Source organism: Telluria sp. ZB4P34, from assembly GCF_059686055.1.
Map to the genome: position 1 here is coordinate 710984 of NZ_JCASIF010000001.1, position 17214 is coordinate 728197.

The 17214-nt window shown below is 68.9% G+C and carries 17 protein-coding genes; 6 read left to right on the top strand and 11 right to left on the bottom strand.

Annotated features, from left to right (window positions below; translation table 11 throughout):
• The first annotated feature begins 84 nt into the window (after positions 1 to 84).
• From AC56KL_RS03170 to AC56KL_RS03185, 4 genes are all read left to right on the top strand, one after another.
• On the top strand, positions 85 to 537 hold the full coding sequence (locus tag AC56KL_RS03170) for a hypothetical protein (RefSeq protein ID WP_497178681.1): 453 nt from the start codon (positions 85 to 87) through the stop codon (positions 535 to 537).
• 53 nt (positions 538 to 590) lie between these two features.
• On the top strand, positions 591 to 971 hold the full coding sequence (locus AC56KL_RS03175) for a BlaI/MecI/CopY family transcriptional regulator (protein ID WP_497178682.1): 381 nt from the start codon (positions 591 to 593) through the stop codon (positions 969 to 971).
• 7 nt (positions 972 to 978) lie between these two features.
• On the top strand, positions 979 to 1173 hold the full coding sequence (locus AC56KL_RS03180) for an oxidoreductase-like domain-containing protein (RefSeq protein WP_497178683.1): 195 nt from the start codon (positions 979 to 981) through the stop codon (positions 1171 to 1173).
• A gap of 174 nt (positions 1174 to 1347) precedes the next feature.
• Entirely contained in the window at positions 1348 to 1938 is a 591-nt protein-coding gene (locus tag AC56KL_RS03185) for a CHRD domain-containing protein (RefSeq protein ID WP_497178684.1), read from the top strand.
• Here AC56KL_RS03185 and gluQRS read toward each other — a convergent pair.
• Both gluQRS and AC56KL_RS03195 read right to left on the bottom strand, forming a co-directional pair.
• On the bottom strand, positions 1931 to 2854 hold the full coding sequence (gene gluQRS / locus AC56KL_RS03190) for a tRNA glutamyl-Q(34) synthetase GluQRS (RefSeq protein WP_497178685.1): 924 nt from the start codon (positions 2852 to 2854) through the stop codon (positions 1931 to 1933). The two genes, AC56KL_RS03185 and gluQRS, sit on opposite strands and share 8 nt — an antisense overlap.
• 112 nt (positions 2855 to 2966) lie before the next feature.
• Complete coding sequence (locus tag AC56KL_RS03195; protein ID WP_497178686.1) at positions 2967 to 3449, bottom strand: nuclear transport factor 2 family protein; 483 nt, start codon at positions 3447 to 3449, stop codon at positions 2967 to 2969.
• Positions 3450 to 3631: 182 nt separating this feature from the next.
• On the opposite strand from AC56KL_RS03195, the gene AC56KL_RS03200 reads away from it, so the two are divergent.
• Entirely contained in the window at positions 3632 to 3958 is a 327-nt protein-coding gene (locus AC56KL_RS03200) for a hypothetical protein (RefSeq protein WP_497178687.1), read from the top strand.
• Between the two features lie 6 nt (positions 3959 to 3964).
• Here the strand turns inward: AC56KL_RS03200 and rnk are convergent, their stop codons facing one another.
• The 6 genes from rnk to AC56KL_RS03230 form a co-directional block, all read right to left on the bottom strand.
• Positions 3965 to 4372, bottom strand: coding sequence for a nucleoside diphosphate kinase regulator (rnk, locus tag AC56KL_RS03205; RefSeq protein ID WP_497178688.1), 408 nt, complete (start codon positions 4370 to 4372; stop codon positions 3965 to 3967).
• 328 nt (positions 4373 to 4700) lie between these two features.
• A complete protein-coding gene (locus AC56KL_RS03210; protein ID WP_497178689.1) occupies positions 4701 to 5621 on the bottom strand; it encodes a hypothetical protein in 921 nt (306 codons plus the stop codon).
• Between the two features lie 269 nt (positions 5622 to 5890).
• Positions 5891 to 8149 carry an aldehyde oxidoreductase molybdenum-binding subunit PaoC gene (gene paoC, locus AC56KL_RS03215; protein WP_497178690.1) on the bottom strand — a complete coding sequence of 753 codons (2259 nt, stop codon included), beginning with the start codon at positions 8147 to 8149 and terminating at the stop codon, positions 5891 to 5893.
• Positions 8150 to 8162: 13 nt separating this feature from the next.
• Positions 8163 to 9113, bottom strand: coding sequence for an FAD binding domain-containing protein (locus tag AC56KL_RS03220; protein WP_497178691.1), 951 nt, complete (start codon positions 9111 to 9113; stop codon positions 8163 to 8165).
• On the bottom strand, positions 9110 to 9796 hold the full coding sequence (gene paoA, locus AC56KL_RS03225) for an aldehyde dehydrogenase iron-sulfur subunit PaoA (RefSeq protein WP_497178692.1): 687 nt from the start codon (positions 9794 to 9796) through the stop codon (positions 9110 to 9112). Before paoA ends, AC56KL_RS03220 begins: the two co-directional genes overlap by 4 nt.
• 265 nt (positions 9797 to 10061) lie before the next feature.
• Positions 10062 to 10400, bottom strand: coding sequence for a TfoX/Sxy family protein (locus AC56KL_RS03230; RefSeq protein WP_497178693.1), 339 nt, complete (start codon positions 10398 to 10400; stop codon positions 10062 to 10064).
• A 214-nt stretch (positions 10401 to 10614) separates the two neighbouring features.
• On the opposite strand from AC56KL_RS03230, the gene AC56KL_RS03235 reads away from it, so the two are divergent.
• Positions 10615 to 11073 (top strand): hypothetical protein, encoded by a 459-nt coding sequence (locus AC56KL_RS03235; protein ID WP_497178694.1) that lies wholly within the window; start codon positions 10615 to 10617, stop codon positions 11071 to 11073.
• A gap of 74 nt (positions 11074 to 11147) precedes the next feature.
• On the opposite strand, the gene AC56KL_RS03240 is transcribed toward AC56KL_RS03235, so the two are convergent.
• From AC56KL_RS03240 to AC56KL_RS03250, 3 genes are read right to left on the bottom strand one after another with little or no spacing between them, the layout of a single operon-like run.
• Positions 11148 to 14255 (bottom strand): efflux RND transporter permease subunit, encoded by a 3108-nt coding sequence (locus tag AC56KL_RS03240; protein ID WP_497178695.1) that lies wholly within the window; start codon positions 14253 to 14255, stop codon positions 11148 to 11150.
• A 19-nt stretch (positions 14256 to 14274) separates the two neighbouring features.
• Positions 14275 to 15939 carry an efflux RND transporter periplasmic adaptor subunit gene (locus tag AC56KL_RS03245; RefSeq protein ID WP_497178696.1) on the bottom strand — a complete coding sequence of 555 codons (1665 nt, stop codon included), beginning with the start codon at positions 15937 to 15939 and terminating at the stop codon, positions 14275 to 14277.
• Positions 15936 to 17144 carry a TolC family protein gene (locus AC56KL_RS03250; RefSeq protein ID WP_497178697.1) on the bottom strand — a complete coding sequence of 403 codons (1209 nt, stop codon included), beginning with the start codon at positions 17142 to 17144 and terminating at the stop codon, positions 15936 to 15938. The genes AC56KL_RS03245 and AC56KL_RS03250 overlap by 4 nt, the downstream gene beginning before the upstream one ends.
• Positions 17145 to 17214 lie beyond the last annotated feature (70 nt).

The following is a 17214-nucleotide window of genomic DNA, read 5'->3' on the forward strand; positions in this document are numbered from 1 at the left end:
CGGCTCCATCTTTTCTCCACATTTGGCGTGCACGATGCATCCATGGCCCGCCATACGGGGCGGGCCGCTGCCAAGGAGACCACCATGAACATGAAGAACAAAGCCATCGTCGCCATCGCCCTGCTGGGCCTGGCCGCCGCCGGCGTGCAGGCCAGCGTGCGCGTCCACTACACCTGCGAGTCGACCGTGAAGGGCAAGTGCCCGCCGCCCCCGGTTCCGCCTGCGCCACCCGCGCCTCCGGCCGCGCCCGCTCCACCTGCGCCTCCCGTACTTCGTGGCGATGCCGGCGATGCGCTGGCCGCCCTGCCGGCCATGCCCGCCATGCCGTCGATTCCGGCTCCCCCGGCCCCGCCTGCGCCGCCCCCTCCCCCTCCACTGCCCGAGGTGCCGGCCGGCGCCCACGCCGCCTGCGCCGGCAAGGCCGCCGGCGCCCGCATCACCTACGTGCTGCGCAAGGGCGAGACCATGACCGGCGTGTGCGAGCGCGAAAACGGCAAGACGGTGTTCGACCTGCGCGCGTACCGGATCAACGACTGACCCCCGGCGCATGGCGGCTCGACTTGGCGGTCTAGATCATTTATTCTAGAACCATGAGCACTCCCGACGTCCCCGCCAAGCCGACCCCGTCCGAACTGGAAATGCTGCGCCTGCTGTGGCGGCTCGGCCCCGCCACAGCCCGCCAGGTACACGAGGCGGCGGTCGAGACGCGGCCCGACATGGCCTATGCCAATGTGCTGCGGCTGCTGCAGATGATGCATGCCAAGGGTCTCCTGAGCCGCGACGAGAGCGCCCGGGCCCACGTGTATGCGCCGGCCCAGCCGCAGGACACGCACCAGGCCGGCCTGATCAAGGACCTGATCCACAAGGCCTTCTCCGGTTCCGGCAAGGAACTGGTGCTGGCCGCCCTGCGCGGCCACGTCAGCAAGAATGAACGCGAGGAAATCCAGCGGATCCTGAACCGCGAAGACTGAGCGCGACATGGACACGCCGCGCCCGCGCCCGATTCTACCCACCGCGCCCATCGCGCCCGTGCAGCCCGAACCCGAGGACTGCTGCCGCAGCGGTTGCATGCCCTGCGTGTTCGATCTCTACGAGGAAGCGCTGGCGCGCTACGAGAAGGAACTGGCCGCCTGGGAAGCGGCCACCGCGGCCCCGCCCTCCCCCTCTCCCTGACGGCGAGTTCACCATCCTGCGCAATCCCCATTAACGACATTTTCTCTTGCGCTTCTGCCCAAGGTACTTTTATTGCCCGTACTGTGTGGACGGTGCAGAATTGATGCGCTACTTTTTTCAGCAGCACACCCGCCGGGTGTGCGTTTGGATTCTTTCCTAATCAGGAGGACTGCCATGAAAAAAGTACTAAGCGCAATGGCGCTCGCAACTTCGGCACTGGCGCTCGCACCGGCGGCCCAGGGTGCCGACATCTACCGCGCCGTGTCCAGCGGCCCGGCCGAGTCGCCGCCCAACGGCTCGCCCGGCTCGAGCGTCGCCACCTTCGAGATCGATGGTGCGCTGCTGCGGGCCGAAGTGCCGTTCCGCGACCTCGTCAGCGGCACGACCGTCGCCCACATCCATTGCTGCACGACCGAAGCCTTCACCGGAGTGGCGCCGCCCGCGATCACGCTGGTGGATTTCCCGATGATGAGCACGTCCGGCAGCTATACCCATGCCTTCGACCTGGGCGACCCGGCGGTGTATGAACCAGCCTTCCTGGCCGCGTTCGGCGGCGCCCCGTCATCGGCGAGCGCGGCGCTGCTCGAGGCGATGAACGGCAACCAGGCCTACCTCAACATCCACACGGCGCAGTATCCGAACGGCGAGATCCGCGGTTTCGTGGTCGCTGCGCCGATCCCGGAACCGGCGGCCTGGGGGATGCTGGGTGTCGGCCTGGCCGGACTGGCGGTGATGGCGCGCCGCCGGCCGAGCCAGGTCAAGTGAGGGGTGGAGCAAGCGCGGCCCCTTCGCGCCCGGCCAGCAATTGGCTCCAGGCCGGTATCGCCGCCTGCCAGAAGGCGTGCAGCGATGCCGGTCGCGCCAGGGGCAAACCGAGGAAGCGCGCGGCCTGCAGCAAGGCATCCACGGCCGCCGCTTCGTCGCCCGGCGCCACGGCCAGCGCGCCGGTCTGCTTCGACAGTTTTTCGCCATTCTCGTTGCGCAAGACGGGCACGTGCAGGTAGCGCGGCGTCGGCACGCCGAGCACACGCTGCAGGAAGATCTGGCGCGGCGTCGAGTCGAGCAGGTCGGCGCCGCGCACCACGTCGGTGACGCCCTGCCCGGCGTCGTCGACCACCACCGCCAGCTGGTAGGCCCAGAAACCGTCGGCGCGCTTCAGGACGAAGTCGCCGGATTCGGCCCCCAGGCGCTGCGTGACCTCGCCCGCGAAACGGTCGGTGAAACCGATGACGTCATGGCCCGGCTCCGGCACGCGCAGGCGCAGGCTGCGCATGCTGCGTCCCTCCGCCAGCCCGTAGCGACAGGTGCCCGGATAGATGGCGGCGCCATCGGGCGCAAACCCGAGGCGCGAATCGGCGATCTCGCGCCGGTTGCAGCCGCACGGGTAGGTATGCTGGACGATGCATTCGGCGGCCGCCTGGTACAGCGCCTTGCGCCGGCTCTGCCACACGACTTCGCCGTCGGCGTGCATGCCGAGCTGGTCCAGCAGCGCCAGGATGCCCTCGGCCGCGCCGGGCACGCTGCGGCCTTCGTCGATGTCTTCGATGCGCACCAGCCAGGCACCGTGGTGGGCGCGGGCGTCGAGGTAGCTGGCCAGGGCCGCGACCAGCGAGCCGGCATGCAGCGGGCCGGTCGGCGACGGTGCGAACCGGCCGATGTAGGCTTGGTTCCGTTGCTTCATGTTGCAATCATAAACGTAGGGTGGTCGGCTCTGCCGACCGCGCGTTCAGCGCCAACATGCTCAGTGGCAGCGCACACCGGATCTGGACGCGCGGTCGGCGAAGCCGACCACCCTACTTTTTCTCGTGCTCGGCGATCAGGTTCGTGACCTGCTTCGCCACCTCGTTCGGCACCGCCATCGACAGCTGGTAGTGCACGATCTCGAAGCCCTTGGCGGTCTTGCGGATCACGCCGCTGGCCATGCACGGGCCCATGTTCGGGGTGTCGAGCAGCTCGTCGAACCAGATCAGCGACTTGTCCTTGGACGCGTATACGTTGCGGCGCGTGGCCTTGAAGCTCCAGGCCGATTTGCGGTCGAAGTATTTCCTGGCCCAGGTCTTGAAGGCGTCGCGCTTCCACAGCTCGGTGCGGTCGGTGCCGATGTACACGCCGTCCTCGGCGATCTTGTCGAAATAGGCCATGCGCGCATTGGCCGCGTCCTCGTGCCACTCGTCGACGAAGGCGTTGACCTGTTTGGTCAGCAGCGCATCGGTCTCGGCATGGGCGAAGCCGGACAGGCTCAGGAAAAGGAAAACGGCGGCAAGGAATCGTTTCATGGTCTCTCTCAAGGGCGGGCGCATGCGCGATGCATGAAAAATGGGCATTTCGGTGCCTGGGGCTGTGCACACCCGCTCACGATAAAGCAATGGTGTACATTTGCCAATGCCACAACTATCCTGCCCTGCCAATGACGCCACTGCTGCTCGCCCTTGTCGCCGCGTCCCCACTGCCCCCAGGCTTGGCGGCGGAACCCCGCCCCGGTGCGCCGCCGTCGAACGCTTCCGTATCCGCCCAGGCTGCGCTGCCGCTGCGGGCGCGCCTGAGCGGCGATGCCATCAAGGAGGCGGTGCGCGACACCCTCGCCGGGCAGCCAGACCCGGTAGTCCTGCGCGAACCGGCGCTGCGCGCCGATCCCTACCGGGAATTCGGGCGCCAGATGAACGAGGCCCGGGTGCCCGACTGCCTGCACCAGGACGGGCTGAAACGCCAGCCGACCTTCTTCCTGCGCGGCGTGCTGGCGCTCCCCTTCATCGCTGTGGCCAAGCTGCGCGGCAAGTGCAACTAGCGCCGCCTAGCGGTGGTACTGGCCGTCGCGTTCCGGCTGGTACTCGATGTCGCGCACCGTGAGTTCGAAGACGGCGCCGTCGGGACGCTCCCAGCTGATCGAATCGCCGACCTTCAGCCCCAGCAGGGCGGTACCGACCGGGGTCAGGATCGACAGCTGGTCGGGCTGGCCGGCCATGTCTTTCGGATAGGTGAGCGTCATCGTCACTTCCTCGTCGGCGCCATCGAAGCAGAAGCGCACGCGCGAGTTCATGGTAACGACGTCGGGCGGCATTTCCCAGGGCTCGGCGAGCGCCGCGCGGCCCAGTTCGTCGAGCAGCGCGTCGCGCGCGGCGATTTGCGAGGCCGGTATGGCGTCGAGCATGTGGTCGAGGCGGTCCATGTCCAGCCAGGACACGAGGATGGTCGGTTTCATTGATTACTCCTGAAGTGTGCCCGCGCCTGGGCGGGCTGCTACGCGGCCGGCGGCGAAACGCCCGGTGAAGCGCGGCCGGATGTCGGGATCGGGGCGGCTCGGGAGGATGGAAGGGCGTGTGCGGCGATCCTCACCGAGCCCGGACGAGCCAGGCGAGGTTGCGGGACGATTGCTGCACCGCCCGGAAAAAGGCGGAACGGTCACGCTCGACCGACGCGGCAAAGCCCCTGCCCTGCTGGCAGGCATCCGGGGTCGGCGAAGTGAAGCGTGGTGGATTCATCGATAATCGGGTTCTGACAAGCTCAGTATAGCCCCTGTGGCGAATCCGTCAACGGCGCACGGCACGATCCAGGCCAACGCAGGCCGCGAACGGTATCAGGAAGGGGTACAGTCCCCACACGGCGCGGCCGTCGACGCGCACGCACAGCGCCGCGTACAGCGGCGGCAGCGCCATCAACAGGAGCAGGCCGGCAAAGGGCCGCAAGGCTTGCGGCGCGCGGCGCCAGCCCAGCAGCGCCAGCGGCGCGACCAGCACGGCGCTGCCGGCGATCGTGGCCAGCGAGCGCCAGTCCTGCAGCGCATGCAGGAGCTGGCGCCAGCTCGGGGTCCAGGCATAGGCCGGCAGGCCGGTGATGAGCCACCAGCGCACCGCCACGATCCAGGCCCCCGCAGCGGCCAGGACCGCCAGGCCGGGCAGGATGGCGATCCGGCGCATCGCCACCAGCCAGACGAGCAACACGATGTTTTCCTCGCGCACGGCGGTCCCGAGCAGTCCGGCCGCCGCGGCCAGCCAGGGCTGGCCGCACAGCAGCGCCAGCACGAAGGCGGCGCGCGCGCATACCGAGCCCGGGTCGACCAGCAGATAGGGCGCGTACCAGAAGACCGGCAGCGACACGATCATCAGGAGGCCGGCGGCGATCGCGCGGCGCCGCCCAAGCCCCGCATGCAGCACGGCGCTGGAGACCAGGCAGGCCCCAAGGGTGACCAGCACCCAGTTCAGCAGCGCGAAGCCGTTGCGCAGGTCTCCTGGGATCAGCGAGGCGGCTGCCGGCACCAGCAGGCGGTAGGGAAAAGGCGCAAGCAGCTCGCCGGGGCCGATCTCGCCGCGCAGGTAGCGCGCCGTGTCGTAATAGGCCTGCGAATCGGCCACCGTCCCGCCCCAGCGCCACACCATCAACAGGAAGGACAGCAAGGCGAAGGCGGCCGCCAGTTGCAGCCAGTCGATCTGGCGCCGGGCGTTCGGGGACATGGTGATGGGTCGTGCTGACTGCATGGTGCGACATCCGGTACGTGAACGGCGTGATGATAGCCATGGACGGGCTGGCCGTCCATGCCGGATAACGCTCGGGTCGAAGCAAGCGGAAAGACCAGGCGCGCAACCAGCACGCGCGGGAGGCGACCTGGAAAACGAGGAGGCCGGAAGGCAGCAGGATAGCAGAAGCACCAGCCCGCACATACGCCCATTCCCACCGTGACGGGGGGATGCAGGGGGGGCGGCCGGGCCGCCCCCATTCCGGGTCACACCGACAACGGCATCTTCGTGATCAGCTTGTCGAGCGTGATCGGATACTCGCGCACCCGCACGCCGGTCGCGTTGTACACGGCGTTCGCGATCGCGGCCGCCACGCCGCAGATGCCCAGCTCCGCAATGCCCTTCGCCTTCATCGGCGAGGACATCGGATCCGTCTCGTCCAGGAAGATGACTTCCTGGTGCGGAATGTCGGCGTGCACCGGCACCTCGTAGCCGGCCAGGTCGTGGTTGACGAAGAAGCCGAAGCGCTTGTCGACGGCCAGCTCCTCCATCAGCGCCGCCCCTGCCCCCATCGTCATCGCGCCGATCACCTGGCTGCGCGCCGTCTTCGGGTTCAGGATGCGGCCCGCCGCGCACACGGCCAGCATGCGCCGGATGCGCACCTCGCAGGTTACCGCGTCCACGCCGACTTCCACGAAGTGGGCGCCGAAGGTGGATTGCTGGAAGCGCGTCGTGATGTCGCCGTACTCGATCAGGTCTTCGGCCACCAGTTCGCGCTCGCCGACCGCCTCGGCCAGCGGCAGGCTGCGCTCCCCCATGCGCACCAGGCCGTCGGCGAAGATGGCGCGCTCCGGCTCGAAGCCGGCCTGGCGCGCCACCGCTTCGCGCAGCTTCATGCAGGCGGCGTACACGCCGGCCGTGGAGTTGTTGCCGCCCCACTGCCCGCCCGAGCCGCACGAGGCCGGGAAGCTCGAGTCGCCCAGCCGCACCCGCACCCGTTCGAGCGGGATGCCCATCGTCTCGCTGGCCGTCTGCGCAATGATGGTGTAGCTGCCGGTGCCGATGTCGGTCATGTCGGTTTCCACCGTCAGGATGCCGCGCCGGTCGAGGCGCACGCGCGCGGCAGACTTGGTCAGCATGTTGTCGCGGAAGGCCGAGGCCATGCCCATGCCGACCAGCCAGCGGCCTTCGCGCCGGGTTCCCGGCTTGGCCGGCCTGCGTTCCCAGCCGAAGCGCTGGGCGCCCGTCTGCAGGCACTGGATGAACTGGCGTTTGGAAAACGGCGGATGCGGATTATGCTTTTCCTTCTCCGGCTTCTTCGACTGCGGATCGCTGGAGGCGGACTTTTCCGGATTGTCCGGCACCACCTGGGTGTCGTTTACGATGCGGAACTGCACCGGGTCCATGCCCAGCTTCTCGGCCATCTCGTCCATCGCGATCTCGAGCGCCGCCATGCCGGGCGCCTCGCCCGGCGCGCGCATGGCGTTCGATTCCGGCAGGTCCATCGCGGCGACCCGGTTGGCGGTCATGCGGTGCTCGCCCGCATACAGCGAACGGGTCTGGGTGGCGGCATTCTCCGGCGAGCCCTTGGGCAGGTTGCCGGACCAGGCTTCGTGGGCGATGGCCGTGATCTTGCCCTCGCGCGTGGCGCCGATGCGGATGCGCTGCAGGGTGGCCGAGCGGTGCGTGGTGTTGTTCGGAATGAGCGCGCGCTGCAGCGGCACGCGCACCGGACGGCGCGCCGCCTTCGCGCCGAGCGCCGCCAGCACCACGTCGGCGCGCAGGAACAGCTTGGAACCGAAGCCGCCGCCGATGTAGGGCGACAGCACGCGCACCTTGTCCTTCGGGATGCCGAGCGTCTTGGCCAGGTCGCCCCTGGCCCAGGCGATCATCTGGTTCGAGGTCCAGACGGTGAGCCGGTCGCCGTCCCAGCTGGCGACGCTGGCGTGCGGCTCCATCATCATGTGCGACTCGTGGGCGGTGTGGTATTCGGCGTCGAGCTTTACGGGCGCCGATGCAAAGGCGCCGGTGAAGTTGCCGACCCTGGTTTCGGCCGCTTCGCCCTTCGGCGCCGTGGCCTTGTTCTTCACCGCGTGCAGGTCGTAGGCGCCCTTGTCGCGTTCGTACTTGATCTTCACCAGGCCGGCGGCGTCGCGCGCCTGCTCGAAGGTCTCGGCCACCACCAGCGCCACGGCCTGGTGGTAGTGCTCGACGCGCGGCCCGCCGAGCAGCATCGCGGTATTGAAGTTGCCGTTGGTGAGCTTGCCGGCGTTCTGCGCGGTGACGATGGCGATCACGCCCGGTGCGGCCTTGGCCGCCGCCAGGTCCATCGAGACGATGCGCCCGGTCGGGATGGCCGAGCCGACCACGTAGCCGTGGGCCTGGTTCGGCACGACGTCGTGCTGGTCCAGCGCATAGGGCGCCGTGCCGGTGGTCTTGAGGGGACCGTCGATGCGATCGATCGGCTGGCCCACGACCTTGAGCTGGTCGATCGGGTTGGTGGTGGCTGGTTCGTTGAATTTCATGGTTGTCCCTCCCTCAGGCTCTGGCATCGGCAATGGCCGCGGCCAGGGTGCGCTCGACCAGCGGCACCTTGAATGCGTTGTCCTCGGTCGTGCGCGCCCCCTGCAGCAAGGCGCCGGCCACCGCCTGCGCCCCGCGCGGGAACCCCGCCTCGGCTGCCTCGACCCGCCACGGCTTGTGGGCGACGCCGCCCAGCGCCACCCGGCCGCTGCCGTCGCGCTGCAGGATCGACGCCACCGAGACCAGCGCAAAGGCATACGAGGCGCGGTCGCGCACCTTGCGGTAGCTCTGTACCCCGCCCACGGGCGGCGGCAGGATCACCGCGGTGATCAGCTCGCCGGCCTTCAGGTTGTGGTCGATGTGCGGCGTGTTGCCCGGCAGGCGATGGAAGTCGGCGATCGGGATCACGCGCGTGGCCCCGCCCGGCGCCACGGTTTCCACCTGCGCGTCGAGCACGCGCATGGCCACCGCCATGTCGCTCGGATGGGTTGCGATGCAGGCCTCGCTCTGGCCGACGATGGCGTGCAGGCGCGTGAAGCCGCCGATGGCGCTGCAGCCGCTGCCCGGCCTGCGCTTGTTGCAGGGCATATTGGTGTCGTAGAAGTAGGGACAACGGGTGCGCTGCAGCAGGTTGCCGGCGGTGGTCGCCTGGTTACGCAGCTGGCCCGACGCGCCCGATACCAGTGCGCGCGTGAGCACGCCGTAGTCGCGGCGCACGCGCAGGTCGGCCGCCAGGTCGGCGTTGCGCACCAGTGCGCCGATGCGCAGGCCGCCATTCGCGCCCGGCTCGATGCGGTCGAGCGCCAGGTCGTTCACGTCGATGAGGTGGGACGGCGTCTCGATCTGGAGCTTCATCAGGTCGAGCAGGTTGGTGCCGCCCGCAACGAAGCGGGAATGCGGATGGCGCGCCGCGGCGTCGGCAGCCTCCTGCGGGGTGCGGGCGCGCTCGTAGGTGAAGGCCTTCATCGCTTGGCTCCCGCAGTACCGGACGTGCTGGCCGCGCCGGCAATGCCGGCAACCTCGGCGATCGCCTCCTGGATGTTCGAATAGGCGCCGCAGCGGCACAGGTTGCCGCTCATGCGCTCGCGGAATTCCATGTCGCCGGCTTGCGGGCTGGCGTTCAGGTCGGCCGTGACGTGGCTGGGAGCGCCGGCGCGCAGCTCTTCCAGCATGCCCACGGCCGAGCAGATCTGGCCCGGCGTGCAGAAGCCGCACTGGTAGCCGTCGTGCTTGATGAAGGCGCGCTGCAGCGGATGCAGGTTGGTCGGGGTGCCGAGGCCTTCGATGGTGGTCACCTCGTGGCCTTCCTGCATCACGGCCAGGTTCAGGCAGGAGGTCACACGGCGGCCATCCACCAGCACGGTGCAGGCGCCGCACTGGCCCTGGTCGCAGCCCTTCTTGCTGCCGGTGAGCTGCAGGCGGTCGCGCAGCGCGTCCAGCAGCGTGGTGCGCGGGTCGACCATCAGCTGGTGTTCGATGCCGTTGACCTTCAGGCGGATGCTCATGGTGGTGGGCGCGGTGGACGCCGGCGGCGGGGCCGCGGGCGCGGCCTCGGCGGGCGCCGGGAGCTGGGAAGCCACGGCGACGCCGCCGACGGCAACGGTCGACGCCTTGAGCAGCTGGCGCCGGTTTGGATCGAAGTCGGGCATCGTTCATCCTTTCTTGAGGTGCTGGGGACCGGTGGCGCCGGGCGGGCGGCAGGCATGCGTCCTGCTCCATGCCTGTTCCGATTTGACGAAAACGCGCAATAGGACCGAAGTTAAGAACATAGCGCTTTTTCAATTTTCGGGGCGTGCAGTTCGTTTGGGCATGCCGCCTCGGGATGGCAGGGGCGTGACAGGGCCGCCATGCATCTGAAACATGCACGCTTGTCCGCTCATCGGTTTGCAGTGCCGAATGGATCGGCGAGCGGTATTACCCGGCGCGCCTGGCTGGCGCCTTCTTCGGCTTTGGTGGCGGCATCAGGGCTGCCGTTTCTTCGATCAGGCGGCGCAACAGCTGCGGATCGTCGAGCAGCTCGTCCGCGATGGGATAGTCCTTCGCGCCTGGATAAGGCGGTCCCTGCGGCAGGTCGGGCGCGAGCGCAGCCGCAGCCTTCGACGGCTTGATGTACAGGCTGTTGTCGCAGGCAAAGGCGACCACCTTGCCGTCCAGGTAGAGGGCATATTCGCCGAACATCTTCTTGAGCGTCAGCCTGCTGCCCAGTGCGGCCACTTCAGTGACGAATTCCACGAACCCCTGCTCGGTTGCCATGTTTTCCCTTATCGGTTGGGCCGGATGCCTGACGCCGTCGAAGCAAGCCATCCCCGTAGAAAGAATGCTTCAGAGCACATGATAAACGCTCGCGCAGGCCTGGCCCTCGTCGCGGCTACCCCCTCGGCATGAAATTCGATGCATTCATGTCCGCTTAAGCATGTGCTCGAGGGTTCGGATACAGTCCCCCGGTCATCCACTCTGCCATTGCACGATGAAATCCTGGCTCTTGCGATTCCTGCTTCCCCTGGTAGCCTGCCAGGCACTTCCCGTCTATGCGGATGCGCCGGCGACGGCCCGGCCCGTGCAGGCCGATCCCTTTGCCGGGGTGGATACGCAGCCGCGAGCGGCGGTGGCGGGAGCGCCCGCGGGCGCCCGTCCGAGCGACGAAGCAATCAGGGCGGCCGTGCGCGCCACCCTCGACGAGATGCCCTACGGCGCGCTATCCGCCGGCGGGACGGCGCTGAGCGGCGGCCCCTACAGGGAATTCGCGCGCAAGTTTTCCGAGGCCGGGAAGGGGCACTGCCTGGGACCGGACGCATTGAAGCACCAGCCGAGCAGCTTCGTCAGGAAGACCCCGTTCGGCGAGTTCGTGTTCGGCTTCGGCGGCGTGTTCGCGCTGCCCTTCTGGGGCGCCGCGATCGTGCGCGGCACGTGCAACTGGAGCCGCTGAGCGGCCCTGGAGGAACCCGAGGCCGCGACTTGAATGTGGCCGCACGGAAGGGCGCCGCCACCCGGCCCGTCAAATCAGTAACTGTCGCCGTGCTTCTCGGCCAGCAGGCGCTCGAGCGGGCGCCGTCCGACCTTCCAGAAGATGAGCGGGGTCAGCAGCGAATCGAGCAGGGTCGAGCTGATCAGGCCGCCGAAGATGACGACCGCCACCGGATGCAGGATCTCCTTGCCCGGCGCATCCGCCGCCAGCAGCAGCGGACTCAAGGCGAAAGCGGCCACCAGCGCCGTCATCAGGACCGGCGTCAGGCGCTCGATCGAGCCGCGCACGATCATCGGCCATCCGAAGCGCTCTCCCTCGAACTTGCACAGGTTGATGTAGTGGCTGATCTTGAGGATGCCGTTGCGCGTCGCGATGCCGGCCAGCGTGATGAAGCCGACCATCGAGGCCACCGACAGCGACACGTCCGCGATCCACATCGCGATCACGCTGCCGACCAGTGCGAACGGGATGTTCACCATGATGACCAGCGCCAGCGTCGAGGAGCGGTAGCGCGAATACAGCACCAGGAAGATCATCGCCAGCGAGGCCAGCGACAGGCCGGCGATCAGGCGCTGCGACTGCTCCTGCGCCTGGAACTGGCCTTCGACGCTCACGAAGTAGCCGCCCGGCAGCCGCGTTTGCGCCACTGCCTTGCGCACGTCGTCGATGACGTGCTTCATGTTGGAGCCGTCAGTGTTGGCAGTCACGACAATGCGGCGGCGCCCGTTCTCGCGGCCGATCTGGTTCGGGCCGTCCCCCTCTTCCACCGTGGCGATGTCCGCGAGCGGGATCTGCCCGGCCGGGCTGTTGAGCATGACGCGGCCCAGGTCCTGCGGCGAGCGCCCGGCGTCGTTCAGGCGCACCACCAGGTCGTAGCGGCGCGCGCCGTCGATCACCTGGGTCACGCGCGTGCCTTCCGACAGCGACTGCAGCGCCTGCAGCACCTCGCCCGCGCCCAGGCCGTGCTGGGCCGCCTTGCGGTAGTCGACGCGCAGCGTCACCTGCGGGATCAACACCTGGCGCTCGACCGACAGGTCGACCAGCCCGTGCGCGCCGGCCAGTCGGCTCCGCAGGTCTTCGGCCAGGCCGCGCAGGGTGTCGAGGTCGTCGCCGTAGATCTTGATGGCGATCTGGGCGCGCACCCCCGACAGCAGGTGGTCGAGCCGGTGTGAAATCGGCTGGCCGATCGCCACCGCGGCCGGGATGCCGGACAACTGGCCGCGGATGGCGGCCATCACCTCTTCGCGATCGCGTTCCGAGGGCTTGAGGTCGATCTCGAATTCGGACGAGTGCACGCCCTCGGCATGCTCGTCCAGTTCGGCGCGGCCGGTGCGGCGTCCCACCTTGCTCACCTCCGGCACCTGGGCAATCAGGGTCTCGGCCAGCGCTCCCATGCGGTTCGCTTCGGCCAGCGAAGTGCCCGGCGTGAAAGTCATGCCCATCACCAGCGAGCCTTCGTTGAAGGCCGGCAGGAAGGTGCGCGGGAAGAACGGCACCGAGGCGGCGGCAGCCACCACCACGATCAGCGCGCCGGCAAGGACCAGGCGGATGCGCGGCAGCGACCATGCCAGCGCGGCCGTGTCCCAGGCTTTCATGCGGCGCACGATCGGGCTATCGCCCTTGTGCAGGCGCTTCATCTTCGGCAGCAGGTAATAGGCCAGCACTGGCGTGACGGTCATCGACACCAGCATCGAGGCCAGGATCGAGGCGATATAGGCGATGCCGAGCGGCGCGAAGAGCCTTCCTTCGATGCCCGGCAGCGCGAACAGGGGGATGAACACCAGCACCACGATCACGGTGGCATAGACGATCCCCGAGCGCACCTCCACCGAGGCGTGCCAGATGGTTTCCAGCACGGTCCGTACCCCCGGCCCGGTCTTGTCCCGTTCCTTCAGGCGGCGCAGGATGTTCTCGACGTCCACCACCGCATCGTCCACCAGCTCGCCGACCGCGATCGCCAGGCCGCCCAGCGTCATCACGTTGATCGACTGGCCCAGCAGGTGCAAGGCCAGCGCCGTCACCGCCAGCGACAGCGGGATGGCGACCAGCGAAATGAGCGTGGTGCGGGCGCTGAGCAGGAAGGCGAACAGCACGATCGCCACCAGGATGGCGCCGTCGCGCAGCGCTTCGACCACGTTGCCGATCGAGGCGTCGATGAAGTTCGCCTGGCGGAACAGCACGGTCGGCCGGGAGATGCCGGCCGGGAGTCCCTGCTCCAGTTCCGCCAGCGCGGACTCGATGTCGCGGGTCAGGCGCACGGTATCCCCGGCCGGCTGTTTCTGCACGCTGACGATCACCGCGGGCTTGCCGTTCATTCCGGCGTCGCCGCGCTTGAAGGCCGGCGCATAGGCGACGCTCGCGACCTGTTCGAGCAGCACCGGCGCGCCCTTGCGGTAGGCCACCGGCAAGCCCGCGATGTCTTCCAGGCGGGTGGTGCGCCCGAGGTTGCGGATCAGGTACTCGCGGTTGTTCAGGTCGATGAAGCCGCCGCTGGTATTGGCCGCGACGCCGCGCAGCGCGCTCAGTACCTGATCGAGCGAGACGCCAAACTGCGCCATGCGCGCCGTATCCGGCTGCACGCGCAGCTGGCGCACCTCGCCGCCGATCGGGACAACCTGCGACACGCCGGGAATCGACAGCAGGCGCGGACGCAGCACGAAGTCGGCGTACTCGCGCGCCTTCATGGGATCGGTCCGGGCCAGGTCGATGGGCAGCGCGATCAGCATGATCTCGCCCATGATCGAGGACACCGGCCCCATCATCGGCGAGATATTCCCCGGTAGCTGTTCCTTGACCAGGGTGATGCGCTCGGCTACGAGCTGGCGGTTGCGGTAGACGTCGGTGCCCCAGTCGAATTCCGCATACACGATGGACAGGCCCACGCCCGACACCGAACGCACCCGGGTCACGCCCGGCATGCCGTTGAGCGAGGTCTCGATCGGGAACGACACCAGCTGCTCGACTTCCTCGGGCGCCATGCCCCCTGCCTCGGTCAGGACGGTGACGACCGGCTTGTTCAGGTCGGGGAACACGTCCACCGGCGTGCGCCATGCGGTCACGGCGCCGTAGACCATCAGCAGCAGCGCTGCTGCCAGCACGAACAGGCGGTTGCGCAGGCTGAAACGAACGATTGCATTGAACATGGGTGCTTTCCGTTCCTGCCTATCGGATCTGGTTGATCAGGGAGGTGCCCTCGATCACCACCCGGTTGTCGGCGCTCAGCCCCCTGGTCACGATCACGGTGCCGGCGTCGAGCGGGGTCGCCTCGACCGGCAGCGCAATGAAGCGCAGGGCGCCCGACTTGACCCACACCACGGTCTCGTTGGCCTGGTTGCGCGCCAGCGCCGACGCCGGCAGGGCGACGCCCTTCACCGTCGTGTCCAGCCTGGCCAGCACGGTGACCGGCTGCCCCACCGCCAGGTCGAGCGTCTTGCCCTGGGCCCGGAAGTTCAGCGGCACCGCGCCCTCGCGCAGGCTGCGCCCTCCGCCGAGCAGGGTCAGTTCGACGCCGTCCACGTCGCGCAGCGTGGCACTGCCGATCCTGCGCGCCAGTGAAACGTCGCTGGACAGGGCCTCGACCAGCATCCGTTGCGGATCGACGATCTCGAACAGCACGTCGCGCGACCCCACCATCTGGCCGTTCAATACCGCGGCGCTGGCGACGATGCCGCTGGCTGGCGCGATGATGTTTTCCACGCCGTCGATCGACCTGCCCACCGCCCGCTCGCGGCCGACCGTGGCAGCCAGCTCGGCGCGGGCGGCCTCGACTTCTTTTGCCGGCACCACGCCTTCCAGCGATTCGAGGCGCCGGACCCGCTTTTCCAGCAGCGCGCGGTTGGCGCGCAGCCCGGCCAGTTCGGCGGCCTGGTTGCCGCGTTCGATGGCGTCGCCGGTCGGGCGCAGGCGTGCCAGCACCTGTCCCTTCACCACGCGCTGGCCGGCCACGGGCAAGCCCTTCGGCCCCGGCGCGATCTGCCCCGCGAACGGCGCCTGCACCCGGCCGCCCGCATTCGGATCGATGGCCGCGCGGCCGTTGAGCTGAACGATGCGCGGGTAGTTGCCTTCCTTCACCATCAGCGTGCGTACGCCCATGCGGCGCTGCGCCAGCTTCGGCACGTTGACGCTGCCGTCGGGCAGGCGCGCCAGGCCGCTGGCCGTGGCGCCGCCCTTCTCGTCGAGGTGCTCGCCGTCGGGGCCATGGGCGCCGGGTCCAGCCAGCAGGGAAGTCGTGAAGAGGCCGGCGAGGATGCCGACGACAATGCGATGTTTCATGTTCAGGCTTTCTTTGCGTTGACGCTTGCGGCGCACGGCGAAGACCGCAGCGGCCAGCACGGCCGCCGCGATGGCGGCCAGCCATGGCCACCGTGGCGCATGCTCGTGCTCATGGTCGTGATCTCCGGACACCTCCGCCACCTGCAGGCTTCCTTCCAGCCGATCGCTCTCCTCCCCTGCGACCAGGGTGAACAGCAGCGGATGCACGCCCGGCTTCGAGATCGCGGCCAGCAAGGCCGGATCGTCGACGGCGTAGTCGCCCATATCGGCGTGGAAGGTGGCCTTCGCCTTCAGGTTCCTGTACTGGACTTCGAGCACGCCGTTCAGGACCGGCTCGTTGGTCTCGTAGCGGTCGATCATGATCGACAGTTCGCCGCCCGAGAGCTGGCCCACCAGTTCGAAAGCCTTGCTAGAGGTTTCGATGCGCGGCAGCGCGGCGCCGGCCGCCGCCGCGGGGGCGTCGAGGTGTTCGCCGTTCGGCCCGTGCGCGCCGGGACCGGCGAGCGCCGGCGCCATGGCGAGCATGGCCGCGAAGAACATGGTCGGGATTTTCATGGAAGAATTCCTAGTGCCTGGTTGACTTGCGCATGGGCGTGCCCGAGTGCGACCTGTTGCTGGGCCACGGCGACGTCGGCCTCATGGGCCAGTGCCCGCGAGCGCAACAGGTCGGCCAGGCCGCGCTCGCCCTGGCGAAAGGCCTTGTCGAACAGCGCGGTGTGCTCGTGCAGTGCATTGGCGCGGGCGACCGCATCGTCGAGCGCCGCCCTGGCGTTCTCGAGGCGCTCGCGGGCGACGGCGAGGTCGGCATCCAGGTTGGCCTGGGCCTCGGCCGCTTCAGCCGCGGCCGTCGCGATCACCGTCTGGGCCTGGGCTTCGACACCGCGGTTGCGCGCGGCGCTGCCGAAAGGGATCTGCAGCGCCAGGCCGACACTGCGCACGGGCTCGCGGAAGGTACGCTCTTCTTCGCGGCGCACCGACAGCGCGACGGTGGGCGGCGCCGCGCGGTTTGCTTCAAGCAGGCGGAGCGCAGCGCGGGCGCGCTGTTCGGACGCGTGTAGGGCGGCCAGGCGCGGATTGGCCGGCGCAGCGCCTTCGTGCAGCGCTTCCGGCGCCAAGGCGGGCAGTTCCGGCAGTCCGGTCAGGACCTGGAAGCGGGCCAGCGCCTCGGCCGCGGCGGTGCGCGCGCTGCCGACGGCGATGCGGGCAGCCAGGACTTCCTGCTGCGCCAGCAGTCCGTCGCTGCGCGCCAGGTCGCCCGCCTTGACGCGGCGCTGGACTTCCTCGGCGAATCCTTCGAGATGGTGCAGGTGGTCCTGTTTTTCCTGCAGCGTCACCTGGGCGCCTGCCGCTTCCCACATCCGCTTGCGCACCAGGCCGGCCACCTCAAGGCGGGTGGCGGCGAGATGGGCGGCTGCCTCGGCGCCGCTGCGCGCGGCCAGCGCCTCGCGCGCCGACTTCTGCCCCGGCAGCCAGAACGACGACGAGACCGACATCTCGGATTCGCGCTGTGCGCGCTCGGCGCCGCTGTCGTCGCGGCGCTGGGACAGGCCGAGCGTGGGGGCGGACGCGATCCAGGAAGCGGCGTTGGCGCGCGCCGCCGCGGCCTCGAGCCGACGCGCCTCGATCGTGCGCGCGGCGGGCGCACGCTGCCAGGCGGCGTCGACGGCATGTTTGAGTGTGGCTGGCGGCGCTGCCAGGCCCCAGCATGGCAGGGCAAGAGCGGCGCCTAGAAAATAAAGCGGCAGGCGGCGGGTGCGCATGTGTTCTCCATCGGTGAAAATCGACAATCACCGGGAGATGGCGCACGGGCGCGACAGGCTTGCGCGCCAG

Bases quoted from the DNA above. Each gene is read 5' to 3' on its own strand.
- AC56KL_RS03170 (WP_497178681.1), top strand. From the start codon at position 85: ATGAACATGAAGAACAAAGCCATCGTCGCCATCGCCCTGCTGGGCCTG.
- AC56KL_RS03175 (WP_497178682.1), top strand. From the start codon at position 591: ATGAGCACTCCCGACGTCCCCGCCAAGCCGACCCCGTCCGAACTGGAA.
- AC56KL_RS03180 (WP_497178683.1), top strand. From the start codon at position 979: ATGGACACGCCGCGCCCGCGCCCGATTCTACCCACCGCGCCCATCGCG.
- AC56KL_RS03185 (WP_497178684.1), top strand. From the start codon at position 1,348: ATGAAAAAAGTACTAAGCGCAATGGCGCTCGCAACTTCGGCACTGGCG.
- gluQRS (WP_497178685.1), bottom strand. From the start codon at position 2,854: ATGAAGCAACGGAACCAAGCCTACATCGGCCGGTTCGCACCGTCGCCG.
- AC56KL_RS03195 (WP_497178686.1), bottom strand. From the start codon at position 3,449: ATGAAACGATTCCTTGCCGCCGTTTTCCTTTTCCTGAGCCTGTCCGGC.
- rnk (WP_497178688.1), bottom strand. From the start codon at position 4,372: ATGAAACCGACCATCCTCGTGTCCTGGCTGGACATGGACCGCCTCGAC.
- AC56KL_RS03210 (WP_497178689.1), bottom strand. From the start codon at position 5,621: ATGTCCCCGAACGCCCGGCGCCAGATCGACTGGCTGCAACTGGCGGCC.
- paoC (WP_497178690.1), bottom strand. From the start codon at position 8,149: ATGAAATTCAACGAACCAGCCACCACCAACCCGATCGACCAGCTCAAG.
- AC56KL_RS03220 (WP_497178691.1), bottom strand. From the start codon at position 9,113: ATGAAGGCCTTCACCTACGAGCGCGCCCGCACCCCGCAGGAGGCTGCC.
- paoA (WP_497178692.1), bottom strand. From the start codon at position 9,796: ATGCCCGACTTCGATCCAAACCGGCGCCAGCTGCTCAAGGCGTCGACC.
- AC56KL_RS03230 (WP_497178693.1), bottom strand. From the start codon at position 10,400: ATGGCAACCGAGCAGGGGTTCGTGGAATTCGTCACTGAAGTGGCCGCA.
- AC56KL_RS03235 (WP_497178694.1), top strand. From the start codon at position 10,615: ATGAAATCCTGGCTCTTGCGATTCCTGCTTCCCCTGGTAGCCTGCCAG.
- AC56KL_RS03240 (WP_497178695.1), bottom strand. From the start codon at position 14,255: ATGTTCAATGCAATCGTTCGTTTCAGCCTGCGCAACCGCCTGTTCGTG.
- AC56KL_RS03245 (WP_497178696.1), bottom strand. From the start codon at position 15,939: ATGAAAATCCCGACCATGTTCTTCGCGGCCATGCTCGCCATGGCGCCG.
- AC56KL_RS03250 (WP_497178697.1), bottom strand. From the start codon at position 17,144: ATGCGCACCCGCCGCCTGCCGCTTTATTTTCTAGGCGCCGCTCTTGCC.